Annotated in this window: 9 protein-coding genes; 3 read left to right on the forward strand and 6 right to left on the reverse strand. The window is 54.0% G+C overall.

Translation table 11 applies throughout. The annotated features are described in order from the left end of the window. Window positions 1-109: 109 nt before the first annotated feature. The 3 genes from hldE to LCF41_RS17395 all read right to left on the reverse strand — a co-directional run bounded on the left by hldE (window position 110) and on the right by LCF41_RS17395 (window position 5,920). Entirely contained in the window at window positions 110-1,546 is a 1,437-nt protein-coding gene (gene hldE / locus LCF41_RS17385) for a bifunctional D-glycero-beta-D-manno-heptose-7-phosphate kinase/D-glycero-beta-D-manno-heptose 1-phosphate adenylyltransferase HldE (RefSeq protein WP_225085639.1), read from the reverse strand. A 128-nt stretch (window positions 1,547-1,674) separates the two neighbouring features. Continuing rightward, window positions 1,675-4,530: a bifunctional [glutamate--ammonia ligase]-adenylyl-L-tyrosine phosphorylase/[glutamate--ammonia-ligase] adenylyltransferase gene (gene glnE / locus LCF41_RS17390; RefSeq protein WP_225085640.1), complete on the reverse strand. Its 2,856-nt coding sequence runs from the start codon at window positions 4,528-4,530 to the stop codon at window positions 1,675-1,677. A gap of 52 nt (window positions 4,531-4,582) precedes the next feature. Beyond that, window positions 4,583-5,920, reverse strand: coding sequence for a CYTH domain-containing protein (locus tag LCF41_RS17395; RefSeq protein WP_225085641.1), 1,338 nt, complete (start codon window positions 5,918-5,920; stop codon window positions 4,583-4,585). Window positions 5,921-6,227: 307 nt separating this feature from the next. On the opposite strand from LCF41_RS17395, the gene LCF41_RS17400 reads away from it, so the two are divergent. After that, window positions 6,228-6,848, forward strand: coding sequence for a TIGR04211 family SH3 domain-containing protein (locus LCF41_RS17400; RefSeq protein WP_225085642.1), 621 nt, complete (start codon window positions 6,228-6,230; stop codon window positions 6,846-6,848). Window positions 6,849-7,082: 234 nt separating this feature from the next. Further along, on the forward strand, window positions 7,083-8,327 hold the full coding sequence (locus LCF41_RS17405; protein WP_225085643.1) for a multifunctional CCA addition/repair protein: 1,245 nt from the start codon (window positions 7,083-7,085) through the stop codon (window positions 8,325-8,327). Window positions 8,328-8,400: 73 nt separating this feature from the next. On the opposite strand, the gene bacA is transcribed toward LCF41_RS17405, so the two are convergent. Both bacA and folB read right to left on the reverse strand, forming a co-directional pair. After that, a complete protein-coding gene (gene bacA, locus LCF41_RS17410) occupies window positions 8,401-9,219 on the reverse strand; it encodes an undecaprenyl-diphosphate phosphatase (protein ID WP_225085644.1) in 819 nt (272 codons plus the stop codon). 146 nt (window positions 9,220-9,365) lie between these two features. Next, window positions 9,366-9,719, reverse strand: a complete 354-nt coding sequence (folB, locus tag LCF41_RS17415) for a bifunctional dihydroneopterin aldolase/7,8-dihydroneopterin epimerase (protein WP_039293439.1) — start codon at window positions 9,717-9,719, stop codon at window positions 9,366-9,368. Window positions 9,720-9,826: 107 nt separating this feature from the next. Here folB and plsY point away from each other — a divergent pair, with 107 nt between their 5' ends. Continuing rightward, window positions 9,827-10,462, forward strand: a complete 636-nt coding sequence (gene plsY / locus LCF41_RS17420; protein WP_110162485.1) for a glycerol-3-phosphate 1-O-acyltransferase PlsY — start codon at window positions 9,827-9,829, stop codon at window positions 10,460-10,462. A 306-nt stretch (window positions 10,463-10,768) separates the two neighbouring features. Here plsY and LCF41_RS17425 read toward each other — a convergent pair whose 3' ends face one another. Continuing rightward, complete coding sequence (locus LCF41_RS17425) at window positions 10,769-12,355, reverse strand: methyl-accepting chemotaxis protein (RefSeq protein ID WP_225085645.1); 1,587 nt, start codon at window positions 12,353-12,355, stop codon at window positions 10,769-10,771. Window positions 12,356-12,386: the final 31 nt, after the last annotated feature.

The following is a 12,386-nucleotide window of genomic DNA, read 5'->3' on the forward strand; positions in this document are numbered from 1 at the left end:
GTCGGCGTTATGATTGTTATGATTCTCGCCCGTGATGTGTCAGAGCGAGAATCATTAGCTTGCGGTCTGAACGGCATTGGAACAGTGTAAACGCCGTCAGTTTTATTTTTTAAGATTGAGACGTGTTGGCTTTAATCGTATTGATGATGTTCGTCGTCGAGCAGCCGTCCTCAAAGTTCAGGACTTTCACTTCACCGCCGTTGGCCCAGACTTCTTCACTACCGGCGATTTCATGTGGCTGGTAATCTCCGCCTTTCACCAGGATATCCGGCAGAATGCTGGCAATCAGGCGCTGCGGCGTATCTTCTTCAAACGGCACAACCCAATCGACGGCTTCCAGCGCACCCAGCACGATCATCCGCTGTGGCAGCGGGTTGACGGGGCGAGTCGGCCCCTTCAGACGTTTGGTTGAAGCATCGCTGTTTACTGCAACAATTAACCGGTCGCCCAGTTTGCGGGCATTTGCCAGATAAGACACATGCCCAGCATGCAGAATATCGAAGCAACCGTTGGTCATCACAATCTTTTCGCCCCGCTGGCGCGCCAGTTCAACCGCCTGTTTCAGTTGTTCTTCTGTCATCACGCCAAACCCGGTATCGGCACGGCCACGGATCGCATTTTCCAGCTCAATCGGAGTAACCGTTGACGTACCCAGCTTGCCAACAACGACGCCTGCGGCGGCATTCGCCAGAAAACAGGCTTCTTCCAGCGGATTACCCGCCGCCAGCGCAGCGGCCAGTACGCCAATGACGGTATCGCCCGCACCGGTCACGTCATACACTTCCTGCGCCTGCGTTGGCAAATGCAGCGGTGCCTTGCCCGGCTGTAGCAGCGTCATCCCTTGCTCAGAACGTGTAATCAGCAACGCGGACAGATCATAATCGGCAACCAGTTGCATACCGCGCTCAACCAACTCTTCTTCCGTTTTGCAACGCCCTGCGACTGCTTCAAACTCAGACAGGTTCGGCGTCAGCAATGTCGCGCCACGGTAGCGGGAAAAATCTGTGCCTTTCGGGTCGATCAGCACCGGAACACCAGCGTCTTTTGCCGTCTGAATCATGACTTGTACATGCGCTAATGCGCCTTTTGCATAGTCAGACAGCACCAGTGCGCCAATTTTTGGCAGTGCCAGTTGAATACGCTCAATGATCGGCTGAGGATCAATACCCTCAAAGCCTTCCTCAAAATCCAGTCGGATCAACTGCTGATTACGCGACAGCACACGCAATTTGGTAATCGTCGGATGTGTAGGAACCGAGACAAAGTCGCACTTCACATTCACTTCACCAAGCTTGGCATTCAGTGCGCGTGCAGCATCATCAATACCCGTTAACCCCACCAGCCGCGACCCCGCGCCCAGCGCTGCGATATTCATCGCGACGTTCGCCGCGCCACCGGGACGCTCTTCGATCGTATCCACCTTGACCACAGGTACGGGTGCCTCTGGTGAAATTCGGCTGGTCGGCCCGTACCAGTAACGATCCAGCATGACATCACCCACCACTAACACACCCGCTTGACGGAAATCAGGCAGCGTCACTTTCATCCTCTACTCCAGGCTTATTTCGCATAATGCGCGTAATAATATCATAGGCACGATGATTACACGTCACCGCCGCGTCACCGGACGCGGCATTTATCACATAACCCGTTGTCTAGATAGACGGAGGGAACTTACTCTCCTACCAGCCACTTATTCCAACTCACCAGCACCTGCTCTCTTTCCGCCACAAACCGATCCTTACTGACCCGCCCGGACAGTTCCTGCAAGGCCAGATGGTGTAACTCATTGCGCATGGTGACGTAGGCCAGCTTGAGCGCATTGGCTTCGCTCTCTTCCATCACGCCATACTGCGCCATCAGTTCCAGAATGCGCACGTTGTCTGACCAGCGGGTCAAACGCGGTTCCTGAGCGGCATAACGCAGTACCAGATACTGGGCAATAAATTCAATATCCGTAATGCCGCCCGCATCCGTTTTGATATCAAAGAGCGCTTTATCTTTGTTCGCCAGATGCTGACGCATTTTTTCCCGCATTTCGCGCACTTCAGTCCGCAGGGTATTCGCATCACGCTCTGCGCACAGAATACCGCGGCGAATAGACTCAAAGGTCTGCTGCACGCCGCTTTCGCCGTACACCATGCGCGCACGCACCAAAGCCTGATGCTCCCACGTCCACGCTTCATTACGCTGATACTCATCAAATGCTTCTACTGTACTCACCAGCATGCCCGCCGCGCCCGATGGCCGCAGACGAGCATCCACTTCATACAAAATGCCTGATGACGTCCGGGTGCTAAACAGGTGCATCACACGCTGTGCGAGACGCAGGTAGAACTGGCGACCATCAATACTGCGTTCGCCATCCGTCATCACGTCTGATGGACAATCCAGCAAGAACACCAGATCGAGATCGGAGCTATACCCCAGTTCCCAGCCGCCGAGCTTGCCATAGGCAATCACGGCAAACCCACGACCTTCACGATGCTGTAAATGGGACGGCTGACCGTAGCGCGCCACCATCTGTCCCCACGCCTGCTGAACCACTGCCGCAATAATCGCTTCTGCCAGGTACGTTAAGTGATCGCTCACTTTCATCACCGGCAGGACGCCGCCGATATCACCTGCGGCAATACGCAACTGCTGCGACTGCTTGAACTGGCGAACCGCTTCCAACTGCTGTTCTTCATCATCTTCAGGGACACGCATCAAATACTGGCGTAGCTCATCGGCATACGCGCCCGGTGCCGTCGGCTGATACAGTGTGGACGCATCGAGTAATTCATCCAGCAGAAGGGGGTAGCGCGCCAGTTGGCTGGCCACCATCGGCGAAGCCGCACACAGGCGAATCAACTGACCGAGCGCAGCACGGGATTCCAACAACAGTTCGAGATAAGTGGTACGGGTAACGATCCCCAGCAGCAGCGGCGTTAATCGAGACAACACCGTATCCGCCTCCTGACGGGCGCAGACCTCCGCCAGTAAGCACGGCATAAGCTGATCCAGCACGTCCCGACCGCGCGGCCCGATTGTGCGTTTCGCCACATCGTTGCGGAACGCCACAATCGTCTTCATCAGCTTCTCACGCACGGTTTCCGTAAGATGTGGCGTCAACGGGGCCAGTTCACCGTCATCCAACGTATCATGCCACAGACTGCTATAGCTGCTATGTTCGGGGATATCATTATTGTCTGGCGCATCATCGCCAATCAGATCATCAAATACGTGGCGCACCGCCTGCATATGCTGCGACAGCATGGATTGCAGTGTGGCCCAGCTGTCGCACCCCATTCCCCACGCTAGCCTCTGCTGGTTCAGTTCATCACCCGGCAGGGTTTGGGTCTGCTCATCGGCAATGGCCTGCAACAGGTTCTCCAGACGGCGCAGAAACAGGTAAGCGTTACTGAGATCAAGAACCTGTTGCGGCGTTAATAGTCCCAGCGCTCCCACATGTTGGAGCGTCGGCAGCAGCGAACGCCCCTGTAATCCCGGCTCACGGCCGCCGCGAATCAGTTGGAAAACCTGCGTAATAAATTCGATTTCACGAATCCCGCCGGCACCCAGTTTGATGTTGTTGCGCAGATCCCGACGACGAACCTCGCGGGCAATCATGCTCTTCATATTTCGCAGCGACTGGATCACGCTGAAATCAATATAGCGACGGAAGACGAAGGGCTTCAGCGTACTGCGCAGTTCCTGACTGTAAGCATCGTCCATTCCGCCCATCAGGCGCGCTTTGACCATCGCATAGCGTTCCCAGTCGCGGCCTTGCTCCTGATAATAATCCTCCATGGCCGCAAAACTGAGCACCAACGGTCCGCTGTCGCCAAAAGGGCGTAGCCGCATATCCACGCGGTAAACAAAACCATCGACGGTCGGCTGATCCAGCACCTTAATGAGCCGCTGCCCCAGACGCGTGAAGAACTGTGCGTTATCCAGTTCGCGCCGTCCGCCTTGTGTATGGCCATTTTCGGGATAGACGAAGATCAGATCGATATCTGAAGAGAAATTCAGCTCTCCCCCGCCGAGTTTCCCCATACCCAGAATCAGCAGAGGCTGCGCCACGCCCTGCGCATTGCACGGCGTCCCCCATTCACGGCAACAGGCCTGATATAGCCAGTTTCTTGCCGCCACAATCACCACCTCGGCCAGTTCGCTCAACTGACGCAGTGTGTGTTCCGTGGTACTGGTTTGCAGCGCCTGTGACCACGCAATTCGCGTCAGCATATGGCGGCGAAACCGACGCAATGCCGCCATTAACGCATTTTCATCGTTAACATCGGTCAGGGCGCGACTTAACCAGTCGGCGTAGTGCTGCCACTCTTCAGGCTGCGGCGGTTGCTGATGAATTCCTTGCCACCAGTCAGGATGTAGCGAAAGCGCATCGCTGACAAAATCGCTCAATGCCAAAACAGCAGTGTCGCTGTCCGTTATCGGTTCATCAGGTGCGGCTTCCCGCAAACGCGAGAGCGCACGCTGAGATTGTTCCGTCAGAAGCACAGGTAAAGCAGGCAAAGGAAGTATCGGCATGGGGGTTCCCTTGATGCGCCGCCTATCTTCACTGACAAGCGGCAGTTAACGGTTACTGTGATGGTCCGCCGCTATGTAGCCAGAACGGGGGCAAGGTCAACGCCTCTTTACGGTAGGCTTCCAGATACACGGAAGGCGCCTTCCCGGCAGCGAGCCGCTCAATTTCGTGGAGCAACACCCGCCAGTGTGAAATGTAGGCTTCCACCTGCTCCGCCGGATACGCGCCGGACAAGAGAAGAAACGCGCAGATATTACGTTGCAGGCGAGGAATTTGCTGTTCGTACTGCACTTCCGTCAATTTAGAAGCAAAAGCGCTTTTCAGATCCGCCGTGCTACGGCTTAGCATGATGTCAGCAAAGCGTTTGAACGAACCCTGTAGCTTAATGCGATCTTTATTATCCATATGGTCCCGCCAGCCAGACTCGACCAGCCAGGAAGTCAGTACCAACTTACTTTGCAGGTAGTCAGTGCTGTAACAGACGTCTGCGCCACTGGCGCTTTGTAACCGGGACTCCAAAGTAGCGAGAGCCGAGCGAAAAAGCGTGGTGACTTTGCGTAGCACGACGCCGCCTACCAGTACCAACATTTCGCGCATCAACGCGCTGGCTTCAGGCAGCGCTTCGCGGGCAGAAGGGTTCCCTCTGACCCACAGTTCTTCGTGGTATTGCCAATGGCTCAACCCCAGTTCCAGCGCCGCACGGATAGCCTGATCGATAGTGGTTTTTGGATCGACAACTAATCTATTGAGAGGAAGACACTCGCGAACCGGGTTACCTTTTGCCAGATGGTATCCGCGCGCGGCCTTACTGAGGCTGCCCTGCCGCATACCACCAAACTCTGCGATTTCCTTTGCCAGTTCCAGCAGGTGGGTAGTCTGACCAATCTTAAGTTCCATCTCCAATTCACACAGCGGTTCACTCAGATCCCCGGCACGAATTTCACCACGATCTAACGCCACTTCAATCACGCTTTGATAGTAAGTAAACACCCACTTTTCACGCGTAAACTCCGTGCTAAACAGCGGGTTGAGCGATGACTGCAACGCCTCAACATCGCACTCTTCCGGCCAGACTTCCGCTGGAAACAGGCTGAGATCCAGCTCAGCTTTATCCAGTTCAACGTTATATTCAGGATGTTGATGCAGCCCGCCAATGACCTTACCGGCTGTCTTCGCCGTCATTTCATAGCGTTCATTCTCGCCACGAATACGCAGACCGATGCCGTTGCGTCGCAGATAGTTGTCCGCCGTCTCATAATAAGTATTGCTCAGACGCTGAGCACGCATGTGCTCATACTGGCTATAATCACTTTCCCATTCAGCCAGTTGCGTCAACAGCGATTCAACGCTGTCTGGATGAACAATAAACTTCAGTTCAATTTCTTCACTCATAGCATTCACAACACCAAAACCGCGTTCATTATCCTGTCAGTAAATAACATTTTACTTCGCCTTACTACCCTTACCGTACACACTCTTTTTCACCTGCGAACAAGCGCGCATTTCTTATGCAAACCTGTCACCAGTACGCTATTTTCCGCGCTTAAACACCGTCTAAGAACCTGTTCCAGCAGGTGTGATTGATGTGAAATAGCCCTAATGGCTAGGTTCTAAGACTGTTCTCATTTCGGTTTATACGTTGCCTCGTCAGACTTAAGCCTCTACTATCAGACCACCATTAACGCAACATGATGATCTTATGCAGAAATTAGGCTTACTCTGTTTTACTTTATTTTCTCTCACGCTGAGTTGGACCACACAGGCGGAAGAAAAACGCTATATTTCCGATGAGTTATTGACGTATGTCCACAGTGGCCCGGGCAATCAATATCGTATCGTCGGCACACTGAATGCGGGTGCAGAGGTCACGCTACTCAGCGTTAATGAAAACGCGGGCTATGCACAGATTCGTGATGACAAAAACCGCACCACCTGGATCCCGCTCGACCAGTTGAGCAATACGCCGAGCCTGCGCACGCGGGTGCCCGAACTGGAGAATCAGGTCAAAGACCTGACGGACAAACTGAATAATATCGATCAGACCTGGAACCAGCGCACCGCAGATATGCAGCAGAAAGTCGCGGGCAGCGATAGTGTTATCAACGGATTACGTCAGGAAAATCAGGATCTGAAAAATCAGCTTATCGTGGCGCAAAAGAAAGTCAGCGCGGCGAATGTCCAGCTTGATGATAAGCAACGCACCATCATTTTACAGTGGTTTATGTACGGCGGCGGCGTGGCAGGCATCGGCCTGCTGCTGGGTCTGCTGTTGCCACACATCATCCCGCGCAAAAAGAAAAATGACCGCTGGATGAACTAATCGAAATAAGTGCCTGCTTCTTGCATAATGCCGATCGTTTAAGAATCGAGATACCGGGGGCTACCACCGTGCGAGGTATCCCTGCGGGAACCTCATCACCGTGTTTCCCCCTAAATCCACGCTTAAGTGAACAGTATTACTGCTTCTTGCAGGCATTTTTCTTTGCAGCCTACGCGGCGGCGCAAAGATGGTAGTATGTGGTGAAGTATTGGTTATTGATTCAGGAGCCCGACGTTGAAGATTTACCTTGTCGGCGGCGCTGTTCGGGACAGCATGCTGGGTTTACCCGTCACCGAGAAAGATTGGGTGGTGGTCGGCGCGACGCCGGAGAATCTGCTAGAGCAGGGTTACCAGCAGGTTGGAAAGGATTTCCCCGTTTTCTTACACCCCGTTAGCCGCGATGAATACGCACTCGCACGTACCGAGCGCAAATCCGGCAAAGGCTATACCGGTTTTGTCTGCCATGCCGCGCCCGATGTCACGCTAGAGCAGGATTTGCTTCGCCGCGATTTGACCATCAATGCCATTGCCCGCACTGAGCGGGGAGATCTCATCGATCCTTATCATGGCCGTCGCGATCTTGAGAATCGCGTACTGCGCCACGTATCCGACGCGTTCAGCGAAGATCCGTTACGAGTGCTGCGCGTTGCCCGTTTTGCCGCGCGTTTTGCTCATCTCGGCTTCCAGATTGCAGAAGAAACCATGGCGCTGATGCAAAAAATGGCGCATGAGGGCGAATTGGCTTACCTGACGCCAGAGCGGGTCTGGAAAGAAACGGAAAAAGCGCTTGGCACGTCATCGCCAGATGTCTATTTTCAGGTGCTGCGTGACTGCGGCGCGCTGGCCGTACTGTTTCCAGAGATCGATAATCTGTACGGTGTGCCCGCCCCTGCCAAGTGGCACCCAGAAATCGATACCGGCATTCATACCATGATGACGGTGGCGATGGCCGCACGCCTCAGCCCTGAGATTGACGTACGCTTTGCCACGCTGTGCCACGATTTAGGGAAAGGGCTGACGCCTCCTGAACTGTGGCCACGGCATCACGGTCATGGCCCGGCGGGTGTCAAACTGGTTGAAGCGCTGTGTCAGCGCCTGCGCGTGCCTAACCCGATTCGCGATTTGGCAAAGCTGGTTGCGGAATATCATGACCTGGTTCATACCGTACAGGTGTTGCAACCCAAAACGCTGCTGAAGTTATTTGATGCCATTGATGTCTGGCGCAAGCCGCAGCGCCTGGAGCAGTTAGCGCTCACTAGCGAAGCCGACGCCAGAGGGCGGGCGGGTTTTGAAGATACGCCTTATCCACAAGGCGACTATCTGCGTGAAGCCTTCCGCGTTGCCAGTCTGGTCAGCAGTACGGCCGTCGTCGCTGACGGTTTTAAAGGCATTGACGTGCGCAATGAGCTGACACGTCGCCGCACTCAGGCATTGGCAGACTGGAAAGCCCAGCAGCCGGATGCCTCAGCCCCATCCTGAAACAAAGAGGCCACGCTAATGCGTGGCCTCTTCTCTCTCACGGTCTATCTAACGACTACCGACACGATCGGTCTTACATAAACACCATGTAAACGACGCCCGCGACGATAAAACGGTAAATCGCAAACGGGACAAACGAGATGCGTTTGATGACTTTCAGGAAGGTTTTAATCGCAATCAGCGCCACGATAAACGCCGTCACAAAACCAACGGCAAACATCGGTACATCGGACAGCGACAGGAAATGCCAGCTTTTATACAGATCCAGAACGGTCGCGCCCATCATCATGGGAACCGCCAGAATAAAAGAGAATTCGGAAGCCGCATAGCGGCTGACGCCCACCAGCATCCCGCCGGAAATGGTCGCCCCCGAACGTGAAAAACCGGGCCACAGCGCCAGACATTGAAAACAGCCAATCATAAATGCCTGACGATGCGTGATGTCATCCAGCCCGACGGCGCGCGGCTTTTTAGGCTTAAGCCATTCCGCCGCTAACAGCAGAAAACCACCGATAACCAGCGCATACATCACGTTCTGTGGGTAAAACAACGATTTGATCACGTCATGGAAAATCAGCCCAAGCACCACAGCGGGAATCATAGCCAGCAAGATGTGCGTCAATTTCAGACGACCCGCCGTATGCCCCTCATGCGGGACTTCACCGAAGTGAATACCAATCAAACCAAAGAGACGGCGCCAGAACATCACGACAACGGCCAGAATCGAGCCAAGCTGAATAATCACTTCAAACGTCTTGGCTTTCTCATCAACAAACCCTAACCAGTGACCAACAATAATCATATGCCCCGTAGACGATACGGGCAAAAACTCGGTCAGTCCTTCGACCACACCAAGAATAAATGCGATTAGCAATGAATGCAGGTCAGTCATCTAAAAATCCTTGCCTTTAATAAAAACGAAAATTCAGCCCATAAAAAAGCGGCCGCGTACTTTCGCGAGCCGCTATAACTGGGGTATAGACTATTTGGGTTACGATTTAGTTGCACGTAAATCAGTATTTTTCTGTTAAATAAGATTTATCGTGCGCCACGTTCAATAATGACCCCAACCTGACGCGCCTGCGCCACCGCCCCCGGCTTGCTGAGCTTGATCCGCAGCCAGGGAATAGAGAAGCGCTGCATCAGCATGTGTGCGACTTCTTCAGCGACACGCTCTACCAGAGCAAAGCGCTGATTTGCCACATGGGCAATCACCGCATCGCTGACATCAGCATAGCTCAGGCAGTCATTCACATCGTCACTGGCGGCGGCCTGACGGTTGTCCCAGCCCATTTCGATATCGAACACCAGTTTCTGCTGGATAGTCTGTTCCCAATCGTAAACACCGATGGTGGTGATTACAGTAAGTTCTTCAATAAATACGATATCCATCACGCCATTCTCTGTTTTTGTCGCTGTCGGATACCACTTCCGACGGAATGTGCGTATTATCCACAGATGAGAAGAGTAAAACGACCCTTATTAAACGGAATGGCGTTATGAGTGTTACCGCGCTTGGTATGATGTTAATCGCGTATCTGTGTGGCTCTATTTCCAGTGCGATTTTGTTTTGCAGAATTGCTGGGCTACCTGACCCGCGTCAGCATGGTTCCGGGAACCCCGGAGCCACTAACGTATTGCGTATTGGCGGCAAGGCTGCCGCTGCAACCGTATTAGTTTTTGATGTCCTGAAAGGCATGCTGCCAGTCTGGGCCGCTTACGCACTGGGCGTTCCCCCGCTCTATCTTGGGTTAACCGCCATCGCTGCCTGTCTCGGCCATATCTATCCGGTCTTTTTCCACTTTCGCGGCGGCAAAGGTGTGGCGACGGCTTTTGGTGCCATCGCACCAATCGGCTGGGATCTGACGGGACTGATGACTGGCACCTGGCTACTCACCGTCCTGCTGAGCGGTTATTCCTCACTCGGTGCCATCGTCAGTGCGCTCATCGCACCGTTTTATGTTTGGTGGTTCAAGCCACAGTTTACTTTTCCCGTCGCGATGCTCTCTTGTCTGATCCTGATGCGTCACCACGACAATATCCAGCGCCTATGGCGCGGACAGGAAAGTAAAATCTGGAACAAGCTGCGTAAGAAGAAACAGCCAGAAGACGAACAAACGCCCCCCGAAGCATAAGGCAAAAAAATTCCCGTTTTCACGGGAATTTTTTTATGAAAGATCCCCCTAAATAATTCGAGTTGCGTGACAAAACGTGAGCGTTTTGAACAACGCTCTGCGTTGGTCCTTTAGGACAAGGCCGCATGGCCTTGTAACGCGGCGACGCAGTGAATCCCCAGGAGCTTACACAAGTAAGTGACTGGGGTGAGCGAGGACAAATCGGCTTAGCCGATTTGAACGCCGCTTGCGGCGGCCCTTCAGGGCGAGGCTCAAGATGGGCCGAGTATCGCCAACGCACATGCAGCTTGAAGTATGAAGGGGGAATTAGAATCGGCCGATAGCGGCAAACTCCTGCGACTGCACTTTAAACTGCGCCATGCTTTCTGCCAGCAGACGCGCCTGATCTTCTAACGAGCGCGTGGCCGCGGCGGATTCTTCGACCAGAGACGCATTTTGCTGGGCGACCTCATCCATCTGCGACACCGCCAGATTCACCTGCCCAATCCCATTGCTCTGCTCACGCGTTGCCGTTGAGATCTCACGCATCAGGGACGTGACGCGTGCCACGGCGCCAGAAACGTCATTCATCGTTTCGCCCGCCATTTTTGCCATCGCGGTGCCTTCACTGACACGGCTCTGCGATTCTTCCATCAGCATTTTAATCTCTTTAGCCGACTGGGCACTGCGCTGCGCCAGATTGCGGACTTCTCCCGCGACCACGGCAAACCCACGCCCCTGCTCACCCGCACGTGCGGCTTCAACCGCTGCGTTCAGCGCCAGAATATTGGTCTGGAACGCAATACCGTCAATCACCGCCAGAATATCGGCAATACGCTCCGAACTGCTGGAAATCATCTGCATTTTCTCAATCATGCTGCCGACGGTCTCGCTGCCCTTATTAGCGATATCCGACACATTTTGCGCCAGCGTATGCGCTTGTTCCGCACTCTCCGCATTCAGCGCTACCGTGGCAGTCAACTGCTCCATACTGGCGGCGGTTTCTTCCAGCGATGAAGCAGACTCTTCCGTGCGCGCAGCCAGATGGGTATTGCCAGAAGACAGTTCACGCGTGCCGACATCAATTTGCATACCGGCATCGCGAACGCGCCCAACGGCGGTTGCCAGTGAAGACTGCATTACCTGCATCGCCTGAATCAGGCGGCCTATTTCATTATTCCCCCCCTCGGCGATGCGCTGGGTCAAATCGCCACGGGCAATAAATTCCAATTGGGCGACCGTTTCTTCAAGCGGAGAAAGGATAGAACGCTTCAGCGCAATCCAGGCAGCCAATACCAGCAGCAGAACGACGACACAGGCAACACCAATGATCGTCAGGCGCTCAAACGCAAAGTTCTCGGCGTCTGTCAGCATAGTTTCTCCCACTTCCAGGCCGAAGTCGCGGAATTCGTTCGCCACCTTATCCATCTTAACGCTGAGCGGCGGCAGTACGTCTTGCAACAGCACGTAATAGGCTGCAACATCGCCGCGTTTCAACGCATCGACCATCGGCTGAACGCCAAGGCTCATGTACTGCTCGTAGCTACTTTTCACCTCAGCCGCCATTCTGGCGCCGCGCTCCGTTACGGTGCCGTAAGAAAGAAAACGCGCCATTTCTTTTTGGGAGAGCGCCGTGTAGGCTTCCGCTCGCGCGACCGATGCATTTGCGAGATCGGTCAACCCGCTTTCCATCTGACGAGCGGCCAACGCCGCGCCCGTTCTTGCACGCAGCGAGGCGGTATAACTCCCCGCCAGCGCCGTGACTTCTTTCCCCTGAATCTTGTCGATTGTCGTCAGCGACGTGACTCCCTGATTGATTGAGGTGATGCCAATTCCGCAGACCAGCAATAACAGCAGGACCATCGTGCCTAACAAAGCAATCAAGCTCGTCTTGATTGTGATATTTCTTAACATCGTTGTTTCCCTGGAATTACAAATGATAAAT

Origin of the sequence: Pectobacterium colocasium, assembly GCF_020181655.1 — a bacterium.
Lineage (GTDB): Bacteria > Pseudomonadota > Gammaproteobacteria > Enterobacterales > Enterobacteriaceae > Pectobacterium > Pectobacterium colocasium.

What these genes read in the sequence shown, in the direction of transcription:
- folB (WP_039293439.1), bottom strand. Translation starts at nt 9,719, where the DNA reads ATGGATATCGTATTTATTGAAGAACTTACTGTAATCACCACCATCGGT.
- LCF41_RS17400 (WP_225085642.1), top strand. Translation starts at nt 6,228, where the DNA reads ATGCAGAAATTAGGCTTACTCTGTTTTACTTTATTTTCTCTCACGCTG.
- LCF41_RS17425 (WP_225085645.1), bottom strand. Translation starts at nt 12,355, where the DNA reads ATGTTAAGAAATATCACAATCAAGACGAGCTTGATTGCTTTGTTAGGC.
- hldE (WP_225085639.1), bottom strand. Translation starts at nt 1,546, where the DNA reads ATGAAAGTGACGCTGCCTGATTTCCGTCAAGCGGGTGTGTTAGTGGTG.
- LCF41_RS17395 (WP_225085641.1), bottom strand. Translation starts at nt 5,920, where the DNA reads ATGAGTGAAGAAATTGAACTGAAGTTTATTGTTCATCCAGACAGCGTT.
- glnE (WP_225085640.1), bottom strand. Translation starts at nt 4,530, where the DNA reads ATGCCGATACTTCCTTTGCCTGCTTTACCTGTGCTTCTGACGGAACAA.
- plsY (WP_110162485.1), top strand. Translation starts at nt 9,827, where the DNA reads ATGAGTGTTACCGCGCTTGGTATGATGTTAATCGCGTATCTGTGTGGC.
- bacA (WP_225085644.1), bottom strand. Translation starts at nt 9,219, where the DNA reads ATGACTGACCTGCATTCATTGCTAATCGCATTTATTCTTGGTGTGGTC.